Below are 20,388 nucleotides of genomic sequence, written 5' to 3' on the forward strand. Positions count from 1 at the left end.
TTATTGGCAAATTAGCGCCAAATCTTTATTCAGCAAATAGGGCCGCAAATATCCCACGGTGTTTGACAGCGGCAGCACATCTTCGTGTAAGTGAATATTCAGTACGTCACGGATGTAATCTCTGCGAGCGCTGATGCGTTGCCATAATTCCGGGTAGAGGGTGGCTATTTGCTGGCGCAAAGTTTCATCGGCAAGGGCAATGGTGTCTTCGATGCTCGCTCCCGCGTAATCTTTACGTGATGGGATGATGTCAATTTGCAGCAACATTCCGCTGGATAAAGCGATATCTGATGCCGGGTAAACCGGCGAGCAAAGCCACTCTTCATCGGCAACCAAATGGCCAGGGTTGAGGTGCCAGTGGTATTCGGCTTTAGGCAAAACACGCTCAATCAAGTCGTAGACTTCGTGGCCCTTCACCCCGACGCGCATATTCTCAAGCCAGGCGACGACCGCGCGATAATACGGGATGGCGACCACATCGAGATAATCACTGACCTCATCATGAAGTTCATCGGCCTGGCTGACAACGTATGCCGCACGGCTGGTTAAACCGCCCTTATAACTGACAGTTAATGAAAACTTATCGCCTTTTTGGATCTGCTTATCTGATGGGTACAGATTGGCATTTTCAAAACGATCGCCCGTAGCAGCAATGGTTACGACGTTATTGGCTTGACCATCGGCGGCAAGCAGCGCTGCAATCGACTTTTCAGTTTTCCCTAATTCAATTGCATTCAGTGCGGTAAGCGCCGCGCTTGATGCCAGGTTTGCACCGTATTCATAATGGGCGATTTCATTGGCGTTATTGGTTGTTCTTGCTCCCTGGCGCGGAGAAATAAACAGATCTGTGGCGTTGAGTAATTCACATGCTGGAGTCAGCGCGCTTTGAAGCGCCAGGAAAATAAAGGTGGGGATATCAAACAGAGATTTATTGTTGTCGTTGATGCCAGTGAAAAGCTTCCAGCCCGCAATACCAACACGCTCTTGCCCATGCAGCCCGGCTTGTTGCAACACTTCGCTTAGCGAAAGTGCGGTGTCCATCGGCTGGTTTGGCAGTGAAAACCACGGCGCATGTATCACACTTGCTGGAATTCTGGAGTGCTGTGCGAGTTTGAGATTTTCATTCCCAAGAACCAGCACCGCCTCACCGCTTTTATGTAGAACCAGCAAGCCTTCTTCAAAGCGTGGGATGAAACCAGTCAAATACTCAAAATTCCCGCCATGCTCTTTATCGGCATAAACGACGAGCGAATCCAGATTCTGCTGCGCCATTCCCTGCAAAAATTTGCGCAAACGCTCCTCAATAGTCTGGTTGTTTAGCACCACGCTTGGGGTGTTCAGATAAATTGCTGGCTGCTCAATGGCAGCAAGTGTGATTATTGGCTGCGGCATGGGTGAGTCACTCCTTTTTCTTTTCCCGGGTGAACATTAACTTATCACCCGGGAAATTAAGAACCTATCCCGGCAACCGACTTTTGGGTCGTCCTTGCCCAAGCAACACTGCAAGTTTGGCGCCGCCCTGAGTGGTTTCCATCAGAATCTTACATACGCTGGTAAGCGGCACTGACAGGAGCATACCCACTGGGCCGAGCAGCCAGCCCCAGAACAGCAATGATAGGAACACCACGAAGGTCGACATTCCAAGCCCGCGCCCCATCATGCGTGGTTCAAGGATATTCCCAAGCAGCATATGCACCGCAAGGAACAGTACGCCAACCAGAATCATTTCGTAGGTGCCGTTAAACAAAAACGCCTGAATCATTGGCGGAATAGCGGAAATGACCGAACCAATATTGGGGATGTAATTGAGCAAGAATCCCAACACGCCCCACATCAACGCAAATTGCACGCCCAGCAGTTCGAGGCCAAGCCAGATAATCAGCCCGGTCCACAGGCTGATGAGCGTTTTTAGCGCCAGATAATGCGTCACGCCTTTGAGTGCGCGGTGCAGGCTGGCGATATGAATTTTCGGGTTGGAAAGGGCGAAGCGCAGTTTGTACGGAACGTGGCGCACCTCGAACAGCATAAATACCACCGTCATCACCAGTAGCAAAATACTGGCCATGGCGCCGGAAAGCCCGGTCATTAGCGTTGTGGCGTAAGACATCACTTTCTCAGAGTCCATACGCTGCAACATGCGCTCGGGCGATAATCGCAGATGCATAAAGGGCAGCATCTTTTCGAGCTCAAACACTTTTTGCGTCAGCATCTTGTTGTACTTCGGCAGCATATCGACGAATTCAGACATGGATGCCGCCAGCACACCCACCAGTATCGTCAGCACCACTAACATCGCAAATACGACTATCGAGATAGCCAGCGGACGGTTCACTCCCCGGCGGATAAACCACGTCACTAACGGGTTAAGCACAATGGCAAAAAAGAGTGCCAATAATAGCTGGACGATAATGTCTGCCGCAGCATGGATCCCGGCAAGAATAATCACCAGCGCTGAAAGCTTTATTAGAATATGTAGCCCGGTTTTATCGGGTTCTGGAGAGAGCATGAAAAAATCCTGAAAAGGAGGGATTCTCTAAGTGTAGCGCTTCGTTTATTTCGCACCCGCAGGGCGAGTCTGAAAGTCTGTTGCTGAAATGTGAAACCTTACGTGTATATACTGGGGAACGCTGTTTTAAAAGTGAATACCCATGCCTGACCTCGCACCCGCCCCCGCATTAAGCAGTTTCCGACTCAATCTACAGATTGTTTCTGTAGTGATGTTCAACTTTGCAAGCTACATGACCATCGGCCTACCACTGGCTGTTTTGCCGGGTTACGTTCATGACGTGATGGGCTACAGCGCGTTTTGGGCCGGGCTTGTGATAAGCCTGCAATACTTCGCCACGTTGCTCAGTCGCCCACACGCCGGGCGTTATGCCGATATTCTTGGCCCGAAAAAAATCGTTATCTTTGGTTTATGCGGCTGCTTCCTCAGTGGGGCGAGCTACATGCTGGCAGCGTTTGGTAGCGCCTGGCCGTTGGTGAGTCTGGTGTTGCTGTGCCTGGGGCGCGTCATTTTAGGGATTGGGCAAAGTTTTGCAGGAACCGGTTCAACGCTGTGGGGTGTTGGCGTGGTCGGTTCGTTGCACATTGGGCGGGTCATCTCCTGGAACGGGATTGTAACGTACGGCGCGATGGCGATGGGTGCACCGCTGGGCGTGTTGTTCTATCACCTTGGCGGGCTGAAATTACTCGCAGGAATCATTATGGCGGTGGCGTTGGTCGCCGTGCTGCTGGCATTGCCACGCCCGACGGTGAAAGCCAGTAAAGGCAATCCGTTGCCGTTTCGCGCGGTGCTGGGGCGCGTCTGGCCTTATGGTATGGCGCTCGCACTGGCTTCTGCGGGTTTTGGCGTGATCGCAACTTTCATCACGCTGTTTTACGACGCCAAAGGCTGGGACGGTGCGGCCTTTGCGTTAACACTCTTTAGCTGCGCGTTTGTTGGCACTCGCTTACTTTTCCCGAATGGTATTAACCGGCTTGGCGGCTTGAATGTGGCGATGATTTGCTTCTCAGTCGAGATTTTCGGCTTGCTGCTGGTGGGCTTTGCGGGCGAACCCTGGATGGCAAAAGTGGGAACTTTCCTGACGGGCGCGGGCTTCTCTTTGGTGTTCCCGGCGCTGGGTGTGGTCGCTGTGAAAATGGTGCCGCAACAAAACCAGGGAAGTGCGCTTGCGACCTACACCGTGTTTATGGATTTATCGCTGGGGATTACCGGGCCATTAGCTGGGTTCGTGATGGCATATGCGGGTGTTTCGGTGATTTATCTGGCAGCGGCGATGCTGGTTTGCATTGCGCTGCTGATGGCCTGGCAGTTAAAAAAACGGCCCCCGGTTGAGCAACCGGAGGCCGTATCATCATCACAGCAACAATAGTTATTTGATGGTGATGGTATTAATGATGTTCTCAGCGGCAGTTTGCGCCAGTTGCTGATTATCCGCAGGCAACGTTATCTGCATAGTTAACAGCTGGTTATCTACTTTACCCAGGATAACAGATGAGTAAGCTGTCTGGCCTTTTGCAGAGATAATGCTGTCTAACTGTTGCAGCGTATGGCCTTTAATCTCGATAGATTTGTTGGTCACGACTTGCAGCTGTGGGTCACGAGCACGTTGTTGTTCTTCAAGACGTTTTGTCAAAGCTGCCAAATCGTCAGGCGTATTGTCACCGACAATCACAATGACCGCTTTCTGACCAGTAGCATCAGAATATACGTGCATGTTGTTTGCCTGAGTGCCCAATTTACCGCTCTGGTCGGTCATATCGGCGGGCAGTACAAAGCTAATTTTGCCGTCCAGCAAGCTAACCGGCTGGCCAGCTGCGCTGCTTTCCGCCGCTGCATCCGTTTTGGCCGTTTTGCTATCACTGTTATCGCAAGCGGCCAGGCCTAATACCAGCAGGCCAATACCGACATATTTTACCAGGTTACCCATGACTTCTTCCTTTACGTTAGCAAGCCTTTGCGGCCGATCTCATCATCTTATCACAAGATAATTCAACCACCGTCAACCCGGCTGTAACGCCGAATTTTCAGACTTATCTGCCAGACGTTTCAACAACATATTCAGCAAAACGCCGTACATCGGCAGGAAGAATACAATGCTGATTAGCACTTTAAAGCAGTAATCTACGATGGCGATTTCGACCCAATGCTGCGCCATAAAGGCATCCGGACTGCGCCAGAAAGCAATAAAGAAGAAGGAAAGCGTGTCGCTGATATTCCCGAACAGCGTGGATGCCGTTGGCGCAAGCCACCAGTACTGGCTTTGGCGCAGGCGGTTAAACACGTGCACATCCAGAATCTGCCCCAACGCGTACGCCATAAAGCTTGCGACAGCGATACGGGCGACGAACAGGTTGAAGTGCAGCAATGCTTCGAACCCTTGCCAGGTGCCCATGTAAAACAGTGCAGAAATGGCGTACGAAATAATTAGCGCGGGCAGCATCACGGCAAAAATTATGCGTCGTGCCAGAGGTGCACCAAAAATGCGTACCGTCAGGTCGGTTGCGAGGAAGATAAACGGAAAGCTAAACGCGCCCCATGTGGTATGGAAACCAAAAACCGAGACCGGTAATTGCACCAGATAGTTACTGGAGGTGATCACCAGCAAATGGAATAGCGATAGCCAAAACAGCGCTTTAGTGCGCTGAGTAGAATTGAACTGCGTCATTTTGTAGCCTTTTTAGTGGTGGGGTGAGGGAACCCAATACGCTTTTTAAAGCGGGGGCGATGATACTGCTTTAGTCCCGCTTTGCAATGGTTAATTTTAACGCAATCGTTCACGTGACTTGCACGAGAATCTTCCCGGCGTAAACTATCGCGGTTTGTTAAATTCGAGACCGATGATGACCGATCTTTTTTCTAATCCTGACCACACTCTTGATGCCCTGGGCCTACGCTGCCCGGAACCCGTCATGATGGTACGCAAAACAGTGCGCAATATGCAGGCTGGCGAAACCCTGCTGGTGATTGCTGATGACCCAGCCACTACGCGTGATATCCCTGGATTTTGCATTTTCATGGAACACGAACTGCTTGCTAAGCAAGTGGAATCATTACCTTACCAATACCTGTTGCGTAAAGGCCAGTAACGCCGCGCCAGCCCTTTGCTCCCCGCTTTGGGCTTCTGAACCCTCTTTGCATCTCTTATGAACCCCAATTTCATTTTTTGTCGCTTTTTGTGAAGTGCTTCACCCACGCTTTTCTCCACGTAGTCTAATTTTTAAACGACAAATTAAAACATTGTTTTACTTCCTACCTCACATTTCTACCTCTGCTGGAGCGACACAATGAAGAAGACCTTTCTGCCTGCTTTTGCTGGTTTATGTCTGTCTACCGCGTCAGTTCTGTTTGCACATTCTGCTATCGCGCAAGTGATTAAAGCTGCCGACGTTCACCCGGAAGGGTATCCGAACGTGGTTGCGGTTCAGCACATGGGCGAAAAACTCAAACAAGAAACCAACGGTGATTTAGAAATTAAAGTGTTCCCAAGCGGCGTGCTTGGCGATGAAAAACAGATGATTGAACAGGCGCAAATGGGGGCTATCGATATCATTCGCGTTTCGATGGCACCGGTTGCGGCAATCCTGCCAGATGTTGAAGTTTTTACCCTGCCTTACGTGTTCCGCGATGAAGACCATATGCACAAAGTGATCGATGGCGATTTAGGGAAAGAGATTGGCGACAAGCTGACTAACAACCCGAAATCCCGCCTGGTCTTCCTCGGCTGGATGGACTCCGGTACACGTAACCTGATCACTAAAAACCCGGTGGTGAAGCCTGAAGATCTCAAAGGCATGAAAATCCGCGTTCAGGGTAGTCCGGTAGCACTCGCAACACTTAAAGACATGGGCGCCAACTCGGTCGCCATGGGGGTGAGCGAAGTGTATAGCGGGATGCAAACCGGCGTTATCGACGGTGCTGAAAACAACCCGCCGACGTTTATTGCCCACAACTACATGCCAGTTGCCAAAAATTACACCTTGAGCGGCCACTTCATCACGCCAGAAATGCTGCTTTATTCCAAAGTGAAGTGGGACAAATTAACGCCTGACCAGCAGCAAAAAATCCTTACCCTGGCGCGTGCTGCACAAATGGAACAGCGTGAACTGTGGAATGCTTACAACAAACAAGCGCTGGAAAAAATGAAAGCCGGTGGCGTTCAGTTCCATGAAATCGACAAAGCCTGGTTTGTGAAAGCGACTGAGCCGGTTCGTAAAGAGTATGGCGATAAGCACCAGGACCTGATGAAAGCTATTGCTGACGTTAAGTAACTATTGTCGCTAACGCATTTGTGGAGGGCATCTTATGTCCCAACGCTACTCAGACTTGATGGATAAAGTTTATTTGCTGGCGATGGTTATTGCCGGGCTGTCTCTTTTGGTGATGACCATCATTATACCGATTGGGATTTTCTCTCGTTACGTTCTGAACCGTGGGGAATCCTGGCCGGAACCGGTAGCAATAATCTGCATGGTGACCTTCACGTTCATCGGCGCGGCAGTCAGTTACCGCGCCGGTTCACACATTGCGGTGAATATGCTGACAGACCGCCTGCCGCTGGCGGCGCAGACCTTTTGCGCACGTATCGTCGATTTGCTGATGCTGCTCATCTCACTGGTGATGTTCTATTACAGCTTCTATCTGTGTGCCGATTTATGGGAACAGCCTGTTGCCGAATTCCCGGTTCTCACTTCCGGTCAAACCTACCTCCCGCTGCCTGTCGGCGCGATTTTAATGATTCTGTTTGTTGTCGAGCGACTGCTGTACGGCTCTCAAGAGAACCGCCCAATCGTATTGCTGGGTAATCACGGTTAAGACCAGGGGATAACATGGACGCATTTATATTATTAGCCACACTAGCGGTGCTGCTTGCAGTGGGAATGCCCGTGGCCTTTGCCGTTGGGCTAAGCGCCATCGTGGGTGCGTTATGGATAGATTTGCCGCTGGAAGCGATCATGATTCAAATCACCAGTGGGGTGAATAAATTTACCCTGTTGGCGATCCCGTTCTTTATTCTGGCGGGGGCGATTATGGCGGAAGGGGGAATTGCCCGTCGCCTGGTGAACTTTGCGTATATTTTCGTTGGCTTTATTCGCGGCGGTTTATCGCTGGTGAATATCGTGGCGTCCACTTTCTTTGGCGCGATTTCCGGATCGTCCGTGGCGGATACTGCGTCCATTGGCAGCGTGATGATCCCGGAAATGGAGGCAAAAGGTTATCCACGCGAATATGCTGCTGCGGTTACAGCGAGTGGATCGGTACAGGCGATTTTGATCCCGCCAAGCCATAACTCGGTGATTTACTCGTTAGCTGCAGGCGGCACTGTTTCTATCGCAACGTTGTTCATTGCGGGCGTATTACCAGGGTTACTGCTCGGGGTCAGCTTGATGGTGATGTGCCTAGGGTTTGCCCATAAGCGCGGTTACCCGAAAGGTGAACGCATTCCCTTCAAGCAAGCGGTGAAGATTTTCTTCGATGCACTTTGGGGCCTGATGACGGTGGTAATCATCCTCGGTGGGATTTTGACCGGGGTATTTACCGCAACCGAATCGGCGGCTGTCGCCTGCGTTTGGGCGTTCTTCGTGACCATGTTTATCTACCGTGACTATAAATGGAACGAACTGCCAAAGCTGATGTTCCGCACCGTAAAAACAGTCTCTATCGTTATGATTCTGATTGGTTTTGCGGCAGCATTTGGCGCGGTCATGACTTACATGCAACTGCCGTCACGCATCACCGAATTCTTCACGTCGCTGTCAGACAACAAGTACGTCATTCTGATGTACCTCAACGTCATGCTGCTGCTGATTGGCACCCTGATGGACATGGCGCCGATTATCCTGATCCTCACGCCAGTACTGCTGCCGGTGACAAATTCGCTGGGCATCGACCCGGTGCATTTCGGGATGATCATGATGGTGAACCTCGGCATCGGTTTGATTACGCCGCCGGTCGGTTCGGTGCTGTTTGTCGCCAGTGCGGTGAGTAAGCAGAAAATCGAAGTAGTGGTTCGCGCTATGCTGCCATTCTACGCCATGTTGCTGGTGGTGCTGGCGATGGTGACCTATATTCCGGCCGTTTCATTGTGGCTGCCGCATATGTTGGGCATGACGAGTTAAGTTAGCTGTCTAACCCTCGTCCCGGATGGGGTGAGGGTTAGATAAACAATGCGGGAGAAATACCAAATCGCAGGGACAGCTTTCTGATGTGCTCAATAGTGAGCTGGCGTTCTCCGCTCAGTACGCGTGACACCATTGATTTGCTGCCAATTTCTTGCTGAAAATCACTTTGATTCAACTGGTATTGATCCATCAACGTTTTGAGCACGGCAATGCCGGATGGCAGGACATTCATTTGCTCACGAAAGGCGATAACCTCTGGCAGTTGGTTTTCATACTCAGAAATCTTCAGGCTGACTAAATCCAGCAGTGGGTTGGTTGGCTCATTGACCAGCAGATATTCCACCAATTCCAGTGCTGCCAGATACTCTTTCTCACCCGTGTTGCCCGCAAGAAACGGCACGGCGATTTTCAGCGCTTCAGCGGCTTTAAGTGCGTCTGCAATCATCTTTTCTTTCTCCGGTGAGTTTCGGTAAATCTGATGTAATCCGCATGTGTCATGATGTCGCGAACATAAAATTTCTGGCTTTCAAAAAATATGAGCGCAATTAACCGCAATTCGTTACGGGCAATATTGATGACATAGTGCTTGTCGAGATATTTAAAATTATCGAGTGTGGATAGATTTTCTTGAGTGATTCGGGTGTCGGGAAATACCCTTTTTCGATAATTCGCGCCAGCATGAGAAGTTCTTGTGCATGCTGAGGAAATCTTTTGCTGGCTTCGCTCAATGCTCTTAGAGAGATCAAATGCATACTTCGTCCTGAAGTTGACTATCTGGCAATTAATATACGCCTGGTTGCCAACTAGTCAACCAAGCGCCGAGAAATGCCATTGTCATCTGTGATGATTTTTCTTGCCAGCAGAGCACATTAAATGTCCGAGCCTTAACGCAAATTAACGCTTACGCAGCAACCGCAGAGCATTCGCGGTCACCAGCGCGGTCGCACCCGAATCGGCTAACACGGCAAGCCACAGGCCGGTGAGTCCCAGCAGCGTGGTCACCAGGAAAATCCCCTTCAACCCCAACGCGATAGTAATGTTCTGGCGAATATTATTATGCGTCGCCCGGGCAAGACTTATCATGCTGGCCAGCTCCGTCAGGCGGTTGTGCGTGAGAGCTGCGTCTGCGGTTTCGAGTGCCACATCGGTGCCGCTTCCCATGGCAATGCCGATAGTTGCGGCTTTCATGGCGGGAGCGTCGTTGATGCCGTCGCCAACCATCGCCAGCGGTGCACGGGCATTGAGTTCATTCACCGCGCTGACTTTGTCGGCAGGCAACAGGCTTGCGCGATAATCCATGCCTAATTCCTGCGCGATGGCGGCTGCTGCACGTGGGTTATCACCCGTTAGCATCACGCTCTGAACACCAAGCTTGTGCAGTGCAGCAACTGCCATTTTTGCATCGCTGCGTAAGGTATCGCGTAATGCCAGAACGCCAAGTAACTTGCCTTCTTGTAACAGGGCAACCACCGTCTGGCCTTCGGCTTCAAGCTGGGTGATTCGCTGCTGCCAGCCTGCATCCAGCACAGTCTCAGCAAGTTTACCCGGTGAACTGAGCAGCAATGTTTCGCCATTGATTGTGGCTTCCACACCAATACCTGCCAGCGCCCGGTGCGCACTGGTGTCGGGCAATGCCAGATTGCGGTTTTGCGCTTCACGCACTATCGCCTGGGCAAGCGGGTGTGACGAGCCAAGTTCCACTGCTGCAGCCAGCGCCAGCAGGTCGTTTTCACCGATCTCGCCATTCACTGCAATGGTGGTGACTTGCGGTTTGCCTGCGGTCAGCGTCCCGGTTTTATCGAAAGCGATATGCTGAATTTTTCCAAGGCGTTCGAGTGCCGCACCGCCTTTAATTAACGCGCCACGGCGAGCGGCCGCCGCAAGCCCTGAGGTGATCGCCGCAGGGGTAGAAATCACCAGCGCACACGGGCAACCAATCAGTAACAGCGCCAGACCTTTATAGATCCACTCGCCCCAGCTTTGCCCGAACAGCAGCGGAGGAATAACCGCCGCGAGCAGCGCAATCGCCATAATAATCGGCGTGTAAATCCGGCTGAAACGGTCGATGAAACGCTCAATTGGCGCCCGGCGTTCATCTGCTTCTTCAATTAAACGCAGGATGCGGTCGATTGCGCTATCGCCTGGTTCGGAAATGACTTCGAGCTGAACAAGTCTGTCGACGCTGGTGCTTCCTGCCGGGACTTTTTCATCTTGCTGGCGTTCAACCGGAATGGACTCGCCGGTTAATGCGCTTTCATCGAAACTGGCAAAAGGCGTTAGCAAGCGGCCATCAGCAGGCAAACGCCCACCGGCAGCGACTTCGATAACATCTCCCGGACGTAAATCAGCGAGCGCGATGCTTTCACGTTCACCATTACGAATACGAGTCGCGACTTCTGGTTTCAGCGCCATCAGTGCGCTCACACCACGGCGCGCGCGGCTGGCGGCGTAAGATTCCAGGCGCTCACCAATTAAGAACAGCAGTAATACCATCGCGGCTTCTGCGGTCGCCCCGATAAACAGTGCGCCAATGGCGGCAACACTCATCAACGTTTCGATGGCAAACCAGTTACCGGTGCGCATCAGGCGCACTGCCTGGCGTGCGATGGGCCACAGGCCAACCAGTGTGGTGGCGATGAACGCTATGTTGCCGAACGGGTGGTTAAACTGCTCAAGACCCCAGCTCAGCGCCATCATAACTATCAGTAAGATGAGCGGTAAATTTTCATGCCAGGCGGATGTTTTCGGGGCGGGGGCGGCACTGTTTCTCAGGTTGTAACCTGCAGCTTTCACGGCTTTTTCAACGTCGCCTCGAACATCGCGCTGCGCGGTGACCAGAAGTTTTTCCGTGCTGAACAACACCTGGACGCGCTGCACATCGGCAATTTGTTTGACGGCGTTTTCAACTTTGCGGGCGCAGGCGGCGCAGTCCATGCCATCGACCAACCAGCTATAACGTTCGCCGGTATCAGGCAGCATTTCTGTTTCCGGGGCTACAGTGGCGTTGCTACAGCAATCATTACCATGGCATGCGTCCGTTTTTATCGGCAACGGGCTGAGCTTTGCCTTCGCAAATTGTGGTGTCTTTGGGGAGTTGAGCATGCGCCCTCCTGGGTAATGATAATGTTCTCATTACGCATGTTACTCTCTGGAGTTGACTCCAGAGTCAAGAGGGAAACTTGAGGGGCGGTAAATACCGCCCGCAAGGTCAAATATACAGAGCGCGGACAATCATAAAGTGCCCGGCAAAATAGCATGCCGCAGCGATGGCGCTGTCACCTGTGAAGCGGCGGCGGTAATGGCTGCCCAGCCAGACTATGTTGCCCAACAGCAGCAGCGTTGCGCCAATAAAGCCTGAGAAACTCGGGCGTGTTGGCAGGAAGAAATAGAGCTCACCGGCCAGCCACACCATCACCAGCGTCATGCCGATAAACGTCAGAATCGGCCAACGGAAGGTTTCGAGGCGTGTCCAAATGACGGCGGTCAGTAGCGCGCCAATAACCAGCAGAACCAGCGGCAAAGGCCAGAAGAAACTGAACGTCATTTGGCTGGCAAAATAGAGGGTATACAACAGGTGCGACAGGAAAAACGCCCCGATGGCATACAACATGCGCTGGGTTGGAAGCAGGGTGAGAGCGTCACCGAGCAGCGTTGCCGCAAGCCCCGCGAGGATCAAATAGCCAGTTGCGTTGAACATCGGCGCTTGCCAGGCCAGCAGTAATAAAAGCAAAAGGGTGACAGGTTTGAAGACCCAGCGTTGCCAGGTTGGCCCACGGTAGGAGGCATCAACGTACAGCCAACCGGAGAAGAATACGGCGATGAATGACCAGAGCATGGCGTGTCCTTTTTCATGCCCTTCATCCTTCAAGCTGCAGGGGTGTTGGCTGCGCTCACTAACCCCAGTCACTTACTCAAGTAAGCTCCTGGGGATTAGCTCCCTTGCCGCCTACCTGCAACTCGAATGCTAAAGGACATTGAATTTAAATGTATCGCACAAAAAGCACGATGCTACCTGTCAGTCTAGTGGTTAACATCGTCAGATGACAACGCCACTGCGTGCAGGGTATTCTTAAAAGTGCCTGACAAATCGAGATAAATCTATGAGTAAAATGCCACTTTTCTTCATTGCTGTTGTTGCGGTTATCGTCGTGGCGGCGTCTTTTCGCTTTGTGCAGCAGCGCCGTCAGAATGCTGAAAATGATGCGGCACCGGTGATGGAAAGAAGCGTATTGGTGGCGACAAAACGTGAATCGCCAACCACCGATCGTCGTACACGACAGCGCCAGGTCACACCTGTCGAAGATACAATGCGTTATGAGGTTTGGTTTCGCCCACAAAGTGGCGGAATGGAACTAAAAATGCGCGTGACGGCAGAGCAGTATCACTCGATGAGCGTGGGTGACGCAGGGACTTTGCAGTACAAGGGAACGCGCTTTGTGGGCTTCATCCCCGACTAATAACAGGCTATTTTATTTGCCATTTTTGACCAGGGCAGTGCTCGGAATCCTCACGTACTGCGTGTACGCTCCGGTTTCTCCGCGCTGTCCGTGTCCGAACTGGCTGCAACAATTACGCTTGGTGGCACCGCATTATGATTATTTGCCCTGGCGGAGCTTCTTCTGCCAGACCAGCAGTTCAAATACCCCAAAGATAAAAATCTTAATCTGCTGAGCGCGACTGAGCGGTGGGCTGCCTTTTGGCTGAGTCGATTTCAGCAATGCTAACTGCATACCGTGCATCAGCACCGTGAAGATCAGCGCGACGTTAATGAAGATATTCAGCGGGCGCGGGAACGGATGGACAATATTTAGTAACAAAAATGCCCAGACGCCGAGCATCAACAATCGACCTATGTTAATCAGCATGACTCTGCTCCTTGAATTTCACGGCTATACAAACGATACGCGACCTGTCCCGCGACTTTTTCACGGTGCAAAGACCAGCTTACAGGCACTGCTGGCGTTCCGTTTTCCACTTCGCTTTCAACGTAAATCAGCGCTTCGTTAGTCAGCCAGCCATTACTTTCCAGTAAGGCTAATGTCTCTTCCAGCAAGCCTTTGCGGAATGGTGGGTCAACAAAAACGATGCTGTGCGGTTCACCGGGCTGCGCCAGGAAATTAAGCGTATTGGTGTTCACAACTTTTCCGTTGGTCGCTTTCAGCGTGGCGAGATTTTTTTGCAACTGCTGTGAAACATTGCGATCCATCTCCAGCAATGTGGCACGGCTCGCGTAACGCGACAAGGCTTCAAGCCCCAATGCACCGCTTCCTGCAAAACAGTCCAGCACGGTAGCATCGACCATGGTGGGTGCCAGCCAGTTAAACAGCGTTTCACGCACTCTGTCCGTGGTAGGACGCAGGCCAGGGCTGTCTGGAACGGGCAGTTTGCGGCCGCGCCATTGGCCACCAATAATACGGATCTGGCCGGTGCCAGTAGATTGCGGTTTTTTCATGAGACTCACTGCGATGCAATTTCTTGCCGTCTAGTGTAACGGTGTGTGTAAGGCGGGGAAAGTGATAGACTAAGGCATTCATTAGATAATTATTTTCAGTGCCCGTGGCATGCTCAATCGGGCCTGTGCCATGAATTAACAGCGAGGGGTGTGTTCGCAAATGGCGAAAGAGAAAAAACGTGGCTTTTTTTCATGGTTAGGCTTTGGCCAGAAAGAGCAGGCTTCTGAACAAGAACCAGAACAAAAAGTAGCAGAAGAACAACCGGTTGCCGAAGAAGTTGTTGAGCAAATTATTGAAGCTGAACAACCGCAAGCCGCTGACGAAACTGCACAGCCAGAAGAGATTAAGCCAGAAGCGCAAACTGAGATTCAGCCAGAAGTTTTACCTGAAGCTGAACCTGTTGTGCTTGAAAAGCATGAAGAACCTGAAGCCTTCGCTGAAGAGATCGTAGAAGTCACTGAAAAACTCGTCGAAAGCGAAGTGGCTGCGGTTGAAGCGGAAATTATTCCAGAACCAGAACCAGAACCAGAACCAGAACCAGAACCAGAACCAGAAGTTACCGCGCAAGCTGCGGTCGAACACGAAGAGTTGCCGGTTCCTGAAGAGATAGTCACGCCAGAAGCGGCGCAGGTTGAATCATTAGAAGAGTGGCAGCCTGAGCAAGAACCTGTCGTATCTGAAACTGTTGTCGAAGCGGTCGTTGAAGCCGAACCGGTTGTCGAGACTGAAGAACTTGTTGAACCTGAAGAGGTTGCAGTCGCTCCGGTTGAAGCTATCGCAGTTGAAGACGTCGTAGTTGAAGATATTGCGGTTGAAGAAGTTGTTATTGAAGCTCCGGTAGAAGACGTCGTTGAAGACGTTCCAGTTGCCGCCGCTATCGTTGAAGATGTTCCTGTGGACGTTGAGCCTGAAGAAACTCAGGCCGAAGAGGTCCAGCACGAACAAGAGCGACCAACCAAAGAAGGTTTCTTTGCTCGCCTTAAACGCAGCCTGATTAAAACCAAACAGAACCTCGGTTCCGGATTTATCAGTCTGTTCCGCGGCAAGAAAATCGACGATGATCTGTTTGAAGAACTCGAAGAGCAGCTGCTAATCGCTGACGTTGGTGTTGAAACCACGCGCAAAATCATCACAAATCTGACAGAAGGCGCGAGCCGTAAAGAGTTGCGTGACGCAGAAGCGTTGTACGGTCTGCTGAAAGAAGAGATGGGCGAAATACTCGCGAAAGTTGATGAGCCGCTGAAAGTTGAAGGCAAAACGCCATTCGTTATCCTCATGGTTGGCGTTAACGGCGTGGGTAAAACCACCACCATCGGTAAACTGGCTCGTCAGTTCCAGCAGGAAGGCAAATCGGTGATGCTGGCGGCGGGTGATACCTTCCGCGCCGCTGCCGTGGAACAACTGCAGGTGTGGGGCGATCGTAACAATATTCCTGTTATTGCTCAGCACACAGGGGCTGATTCCGCCTCAGTGATTTTCGATGCCATTCAGGCCGCGAAAGCACGTAATGTCGACGTCCTTCTGGCGGATACCGCTGGGCGTTTGCAGAACAAATCGCACCTGATGGAAGAGCTGAAGAAAATTGTTCGCGTGATGAAAAAACTGGACGGGAATGCACCGCATGAGGTTATGCTCACCCTCGATGCCAGCACCGGGCAGAATGCGATTAGCCAGGCTAAATTGTTCCATGAAGCCGTTGGATTGACAGGCATTACGCTAACCAAACTCGATGGTACAGCCAAAGGCGGCGTGATTTTCTCCGTTGCCGATCAGTTTGGTATTCCGATTCGCTATATTGGCGTCGGCGAGCGTATTGAGGACTTGCGTCCGTTTAATGCGGGCGATTTTATTGAGGCACTTTTTGCCCGAGAGGATTAACAATGATTCGCTTTGAACACGTTAGTAAGGCCTATCTCGGTGGGAGACAAGCGTTGCAGGGAGTGACCTTCCATATGCAACCTGGCGAGATGGCTTTCCTGACCGGCCACTCAGGCGCGGGGAAAAGTACCCTGCTCAAGCTTATCTGCGGTATTGAGCGGCCAAGCGCCGGGAAAATTGCTTTTGGCGGCCATGATATTAGCCGCCTCAAGAGCCGCGAAGTGCCGTTCCTGCGTCGCCAGATTGGAATGATCTTCCAGGATCACCATCTGTTGATGGACAGAACCGTTTATGACAACGTGGCAATCCCGCTGATCATCGCGGGTGCCAGCGGTGAAGATATTCGCCGTCGCGTTAGTGCGGCACTGGATAAAGTCGGCCTGCTAGATAAAGCGAAGAATTTCCCGATCCAACTCTCTGGTGGTGAACAGCAGCGTGTGGGGATTGCCCGCGCTGTGGTGAACAAGCCCGCCGTGTTATTGGCGGATGAACCAACCGGTAACCTCGATGACGCACTCTCGGAAGGGATTTTGCGTCTGTTCGAAGAGTTCAACCGGGTGGGTGTAACCGTTTTGATGGCGACGCACGACATGGGGCTGATATCCCGCCGTAATTATCGCATGTTGACGTTAAGTGACGGCCATTTGCATGGAGGCCTGGCAGGTGAATAAACGCAGCGCGCTCAATCACATAAAGCGCTTCAGCAACAAGCTGGATAAAATCAACTCGCTGAATAAGCTAGGGGATTTAGGTCGCTCGGTGAAAAAACGTGGCAAAGGGCCTCAGTCGAAAAGCAAATCTCTAAAAGGTGGCGTGAACGAACAGTTCCGTTACGCCTGGCAGGGCGCTTTACAAGACCTGCGCAGCAAGCCATTAGCTACTTTCCTGACGGTGATGGTTATCGCCATCTCCCTGACGCTGCCTAGCGTGTGCTACATGGTTTACAAGAACGTGAATCAAGCTGCCACGCAGTATTATCCTTCCCCACAAATCACGGTTTACCTCGATAAAGCGCTGGATGACAATGCCGCGCAGCAAGTGGTTGGCGCGATTCAGGCAGAAGAGGGCGTCGATAAAGTTAACTATCTTTCCCGTGACGAAGCGCTGGGTGAGTTCCGCAACTGGTCGGGCTTTGGTGGCGCGCTGGATATGCTGGAAGAAAACCCGCTGCCTGCGGTTGCCGTGGTTAACCCGAAACTCGATTTCCAGACTACCGACCACCTGAACACTTTGCGTGACCGCGTCGCCCGTATTAACGGTGTAGACGAAGTGCGCATGGATGACAGCTGGTTTGCACGGCTGGCGTCGCTGACAGGCCTTGTGGGCCGCGTAGCTGCGATGATTGGTGTGCTGATGGTTGCCGCAGTGTTCCTGGTCATTGGTAACAGTGTTCGCCTGAGCATTTTTGCCCGCCGCGACTCCATCAACGTGCAGAAACTGATTGGTGCGACGGATGGATTCATCCTGCGTCCGTTTTTGTATGGCGGTGCGTTGTTAGGTTTCAGCGGGGCATTTTTATCGCTGATCCTGACCGAAATTCTGGTGTGGCGGTTATCTTCTGCGGTGACAGAAGTCGCGCAAGTGTTTGGAACTAAGTTCGATCTTACCGGTTTAGGCTTCGATGAATGCCTGCTGTTACTGCTGGTTGCGTCCATGAGTGGATGGTTGGCGGCATGGATCGCAACGGTACAACATTTACGTCGTTTTACCCCAGAGTAAAAATTTTTTGATATACTTGTTCCCTGCTACGAATTACCCGTCAGCAGGGGACACGCTCCCACCTCGGTATGTGTTTCTCCTGCCCAGTTTCATAGCTCTGTCACATTTTGTGTGTAATATATGCACAGCTTTACAGTGAACTTGTGGATAACATCACTGTCTGAGTTTACTGTGGATGGTACGGTTTGGCGCTTGACGTGTGGTCAGGTGCAGCATGGTGTAGCAACCTGTACGTTAGTCTTAAGAGAGGGTTTGAATGACCAAAGAAATGCAAAATTTAGCTTTAGCCCCTGTTGGTAACCTGGAATCTTATATCCGGGCCGCTAATTCCTGGCCGATGTTAACGGCTGAGGAAGAGAAGGAGCTGGCTGAAAAGCTGCATTACCAGGGCGATCTGGAAGCAGCGAAAAGGCTGATCCTGTCTCACCTGCGCTTTGTTGTTCATATCGCTCGTAATTACTCGGGCTATGGCTTGCCGCAGGCTGACTTGATTCAGGAAGGCAACATCGGCCTGATGAAGGCTGTGCGCCGCTTTAACCCGGAAGTGGGTGTCCGTCTGGTGTCGTTCGCCGTGCACTGGATCAAAGCTGAAATTCACGAATACGTTCTGCGTAACTGGCGTATTGTGAAAGTGGCAACCACTAAAGCACAACGTAAGTTGTTCTTTAACCTGCGTAAAACTAAACAACGTCTGGGTTGGTTCAACCAGGACGAAGTGGAAATGGTCGCCAACGAGCTGGGGGTTTCCAGCAAAGATGTCCGTGAGATGGAATCTCGCATGGCGGCGCAGGACATGACGTTCGACATGGGCAACGACGACGATTCAGACAGCGCGCCAATGGCTCCAGTGCTGTTCTTGCAGGATAAGTCTTCTAACTTTGCCGATGGCATTGAAGACGATAACTGGGAATCGCACGCGGCTGATAAACTCAGCGACGCTATGCTGGGTCTGGACGAGCGTAGCCAGGATATTATCCGTGCCCGTTGGCTCGACGAAGACAACAAAAGCACGCTGCAAGAACTGGCTGACCGCTATGGCGTTTCCGCCGAGCGTGTGCGCCAGCTTGAAAAGAACGCGATGAAAAAACTGCGCATGGCCATCGAAGCGTAAGTTATTCAGCCAGACAAAAAAAACCGCCTTTCGAGGCGGTTTTTTTATGCCCGTCACTTTCCTTCCCTATTGTGAAAAAATTGTTATTCCAAAAACCGCAAATTCGGGTATGTTTTTAACTCTGAGTGCGGCGAAGGCACACGCGGTATTCGTAAATCAAAAATAAAATCGTGCCAAAACAACACAACAATTACCCATTAGCATTCGAGTTGCAGGTAGGCGGCCAGGGAGCTTATCCCGATGAGCTTACTAAGGTAAGTGATTCGGGTAAGTGAGTGCAGCCAACACCCCTGCAGCTTGAAGGATGATGGGTAAATACCAATCACAACAAAAATGGGGATCTCAGGATGAACATGAAGGGCAAAGCGTTATTGGCTGGTTGTATTGCGCTTGCAATGAGCAACGCGGCATTTGCTAAGGACATCAAAGTAGCGGTAGTTGGGGCGATGTCTGGCCCGGTTGCACAGTATGGCGACCAGGAGTTTACCGGTGCAGAACAAGCGGTTGCTGACATTAATTCCAAAGGCGGCATCAAAGGCGACAAACTGGTTATCACTAAATACGACGATGCTTGTGACCCGAAACAAGCGGTAGCGGTCGCCAACAAAGTGGTTAACGACGGCATCAAATATGTTATCGGTCACCTGTGTTCTTCTTCCACTCAGCCTGCGTCTGACATCTACGAAGACGAAGGTATTCTGATGATTACACCAGCGGCAACAGCGCCTGAGCTGACCGCGCGTGGTTACAAATTGACAATGCGCACCACCGGCCTGGACTCCGATCAGGGCCCAACGGCGGCAAAATACATCCTTGAGCATGTAAAACCGAAAAATATCGCGGTAATTCATGACAAGCAGCAGTATGGCGAAGGCCTGGCGCGCTCCGTTCAGGACAACCTGAAAAAAGGCGGCGCTAACGTGGTGTTCTTTGACGGTATCACCGCAGGCGAGAAAGACTTCTCAACGCTGGTGGCACGCCTGAAGAAAGAGAACATCGACTTCGTTTACTACGGTGGCTACCACCCGGAAATGGGCCAGATCCTGCGTCAGTCTCGTGCAGCAGGCCTGAAAACTCAGTTCATGGGTCCAGAAGGTGTGGCGAACGTTTCGCTGTCTAACATCGCGGGTGAATCAGCCGAAGGCTTGTTAGTGACTAAGCCGAAGAACTACGACCAGGTTCCGGCGAACAAACCGGTTGTAGATGCGATTAAAGCGAAGAAACAAGATCCAAGTGGTGCGTTCGTATGGACCACATACGCAGCACTGCAATCTCTGGCTGCAGGCCTGAACAAGTCAGAAGATCCGGCTGAAATCGCGACGTACCTGAAAGGCGCAACGGTTGATACTGTAATGGGTCCGTTGAGCTGGGATCAGAAGGGTGACCTGAAAGGGTTCGAGTTTGGTGTGTTTACCTGGCATGCTAACGGTACTGCTACCGACGCCAAATAATTTATCGGGCACCTTTCGCGCCGCAGATGCGTTGGCTGCGTTGTTACTTGGCCCATCCTTGGGCCTCGCCCTTGTAGGGCCGCTGCAAGCAGCGTTCAAATCTGTTCCTGACAGATTTGTTAACCCCGGTCACTTACTGGAGTAAGCTCCC

The 20,388-nt window shown here is 51.7% G+C and carries 20 protein-coding genes and 1 pseudogene; 11 read left to right on the forward strand and 10 right to left on the reverse strand.

Going from position 1 to position 20,388, the window contains the following annotated elements; genetic code table 11:
* Both AC0IXI_RS00780 and AC0IXI_RS00785 read right to left on the reverse strand, forming a co-directional pair.
* The gene (locus AC0IXI_RS00780; protein WP_471681808.1) at positions 1 to 1,392 is read right to left on the reverse strand and encodes a M24 family metallopeptidase; all 1,392 of its coding nucleotides are present in this window, start codon (positions 1,390 to 1,392) and stop codon (positions 1 to 3) included.
* Between the two features lie 64 nt (positions 1,393 to 1,456).
* Complete coding sequence (locus AC0IXI_RS00785) at positions 1,457 to 2,506, reverse strand: AI-2E family transporter (RefSeq protein WP_151993814.1); 1,050 nt, start codon at positions 2,504 to 2,506, stop codon at positions 1,457 to 1,459.
* A 142-nt stretch (positions 2,507 to 2,648) separates the two neighbouring features.
* On the opposite strand from AC0IXI_RS00785, the gene AC0IXI_RS00790 reads away from it, so the two are divergent.
* On the forward strand, positions 2,649 to 3,875 hold the full coding sequence (locus tag AC0IXI_RS00790; RefSeq protein ID WP_471681809.1) for an MFS transporter: 1,227 nt from the start codon (positions 2,649 to 2,651) through the stop codon (positions 3,873 to 3,875).
* Here AC0IXI_RS00790 and AC0IXI_RS00795 read toward each other — a convergent pair whose 3' ends face one another.
* Both AC0IXI_RS00795 and AC0IXI_RS00800 read right to left on the reverse strand, forming a co-directional pair.
* Positions 3,876 to 4,433: a DcrB family lipoprotein gene (locus tag AC0IXI_RS00795; RefSeq protein ID WP_413499647.1), complete on the reverse strand. Its 558-nt coding sequence runs from the start codon at positions 4,431 to 4,433 to the stop codon at positions 3,876 to 3,878.
* Between the two features lie 72 nt (positions 4,434 to 4,505).
* Positions 4,506 to 5,171 carry a 7-cyano-7-deazaguanine/7-aminomethyl-7-deazaguanine transporter gene (locus AC0IXI_RS00800; RefSeq protein WP_064514660.1) on the reverse strand — a complete coding sequence of 222 codons (666 nt, stop codon included), beginning with the start codon at positions 5,169 to 5,171 and terminating at the stop codon, positions 4,506 to 4,508.
* Between the two features lie 175 nt (positions 5,172 to 5,346).
* Here AC0IXI_RS00800 and tusA point away from each other — a divergent pair, with 175 nt between their 5' ends.
* From tusA to AC0IXI_RS00820, 4 genes are all read left to right on the forward strand, one after another.
* A complete protein-coding gene (tusA, locus tag AC0IXI_RS00805) occupies positions 5,347 to 5,592 on the forward strand; it encodes a sulfurtransferase TusA (protein WP_064514924.1) in 246 nt (81 codons plus the stop codon).
* Between the two features lie 198 nt (positions 5,593 to 5,790).
* A complete protein-coding gene (locus AC0IXI_RS00810) occupies positions 5,791 to 6,774 on the forward strand; it encodes a TRAP transporter substrate-binding protein (protein ID WP_310608871.1) in 984 nt (327 codons plus the stop codon).
* A 34-nt stretch (positions 6,775 to 6,808) separates the two neighbouring features.
* A complete protein-coding gene (locus tag AC0IXI_RS00815; protein ID WP_064561319.1) occupies positions 6,809 to 7,318 on the forward strand; it encodes a TRAP transporter small permease in 510 nt (169 codons plus the stop codon).
* Positions 7,319 to 7,332: 14 nt separating this feature from the next.
* Positions 7,333 to 8,622 carry a TRAP transporter large permease gene (locus tag AC0IXI_RS00820; protein WP_064514654.1) on the forward strand — a complete coding sequence of 430 codons (1,290 nt, stop codon included), beginning with the start codon at positions 7,333 to 7,335 and terminating at the stop codon, positions 8,620 to 8,622.
* 37 nt (positions 8,623 to 8,659) lie between these two features.
* Here AC0IXI_RS00820 and AC0IXI_RS00825 read toward each other — a convergent pair whose 3' ends face one another.
* From AC0IXI_RS00825 to AC0IXI_RS00840, 4 genes and pseudogenes are all read right to left on the reverse strand, one after another.
* On the reverse strand, positions 8,660 to 9,070 hold the full coding sequence (locus AC0IXI_RS00825; RefSeq protein ID WP_134185856.1) for a helix-turn-helix domain-containing protein: 411 nt from the start codon (positions 9,068 to 9,070) through the stop codon (positions 8,660 to 8,662).
* Positions 9,067 to 9,377 (reverse strand): annotated as a pseudogene (locus tag AC0IXI_RS00830) (type II toxin-antitoxin system HigB family toxin). Before AC0IXI_RS00830 ends, AC0IXI_RS00825 begins: the two are co-directional and overlap by 4 nt.
* A 142-nt stretch (positions 9,378 to 9,519) precedes the next feature.
* A complete protein-coding gene (zntA, locus tag AC0IXI_RS00835) occupies positions 9,520 to 11,727 on the reverse strand; it encodes a Zn(II)/Cd(II)/Pb(II) translocating P-type ATPase ZntA (RefSeq protein ID WP_471681810.1) in 2,208 nt (735 codons plus the stop codon).
* Positions 11,728 to 11,833: 106 nt separating this feature from the next.
* Positions 11,834 to 12,460: a lysoplasmalogenase gene (locus tag AC0IXI_RS00840; RefSeq protein WP_064514650.1), complete on the reverse strand. Its 627-nt coding sequence runs from the start codon at positions 12,458 to 12,460 to the stop codon at positions 11,834 to 11,836.
* 265 nt (positions 12,461 to 12,725) lie between these two features.
* Here AC0IXI_RS00840 and AC0IXI_RS00845 point away from each other — a divergent pair, with 265 nt between their 5' ends.
* The gene (locus AC0IXI_RS00845) at positions 12,726 to 13,082 is read left to right on the forward strand and encodes a DUF2500 domain-containing protein (RefSeq protein WP_064514649.1); all 357 of its coding nucleotides are present in this window, start codon (positions 12,726 to 12,728) and stop codon (positions 13,080 to 13,082) included.
* Positions 13,083 to 13,220: 138 nt separating this feature from the next.
* On the opposite strand, the gene AC0IXI_RS00850 is transcribed toward AC0IXI_RS00845, so the two are convergent.
* A complete protein-coding gene (locus AC0IXI_RS00850) occupies positions 13,221 to 13,490 on the reverse strand; it encodes a DUF1145 family protein (protein ID WP_064561314.1) in 270 nt (89 codons plus the stop codon).
* Positions 13,484 to 14,077: a 16S rRNA (guanine(966)-N(2))-methyltransferase gene (rsmD, locus tag AC0IXI_RS00855; protein WP_471681811.1), complete on the reverse strand. Its 594-nt coding sequence runs from the start codon at positions 14,075 to 14,077 to the stop codon at positions 13,484 to 13,486. Before rsmD ends, AC0IXI_RS00850 begins: the two co-directional genes overlap by 7 nt.
* Positions 14,078 to 14,237: 160 nt before the next feature.
* Here rsmD and ftsY point away from each other — a divergent pair, with 160 nt between their 5' ends.
* The 5 genes from ftsY (at position 14,238) to AC0IXI_RS00880 (ending at position 20,237) form a co-directional block, all read left to right on the forward strand.
* On the forward strand, positions 14,238 to 15,956 hold the full coding sequence (ftsY, locus tag AC0IXI_RS00860) for a signal recognition particle-docking protein FtsY (RefSeq protein WP_471681812.1): 1,719 nt from the start codon (positions 14,238 to 14,240) through the stop codon (positions 15,954 to 15,956).
* A 2-nt stretch (positions 15,957 to 15,958) separates the two neighbouring features.
* Positions 15,959 to 16,627, forward strand: a complete 669-nt coding sequence (ftsE, locus tag AC0IXI_RS00865) for a cell division ATP-binding protein FtsE (RefSeq protein ID WP_034460521.1) — start codon at positions 15,959 to 15,961, stop codon at positions 16,625 to 16,627.
* Positions 16,620 to 17,675 (forward strand): permease-like cell division protein FtsX, encoded by a 1,056-nt coding sequence (ftsX, locus tag AC0IXI_RS00870; RefSeq protein ID WP_134185846.1) that lies wholly within the window; start codon positions 16,620 to 16,622, stop codon positions 17,673 to 17,675. Before ftsE ends, ftsX begins: the two co-directional genes overlap by 8 nt.
* A 256-nt stretch (positions 17,676 to 17,931) precedes the next feature.
* On the forward strand, positions 17,932 to 18,786 hold the full coding sequence (rpoH, locus tag AC0IXI_RS00875; RefSeq protein ID WP_034499532.1) for an RNA polymerase sigma factor RpoH: 855 nt from the start codon (positions 17,932 to 17,934) through the stop codon (positions 18,784 to 18,786).
* A gap of 347 nt (positions 18,787 to 19,133) precedes the next feature.
* Positions 19,134 to 20,237 (forward strand): branched-chain amino acid ABC transporter substrate-binding protein, encoded by a 1,104-nt coding sequence (locus AC0IXI_RS00880; protein ID WP_413499651.1) that lies wholly within the window; start codon positions 19,134 to 19,136, stop codon positions 20,235 to 20,237.
* Positions 20,238 to 20,388 lie beyond the last annotated feature (151 nt).

This window comes from Buttiauxella sp. AC038 (assembly GCF_979253565.1).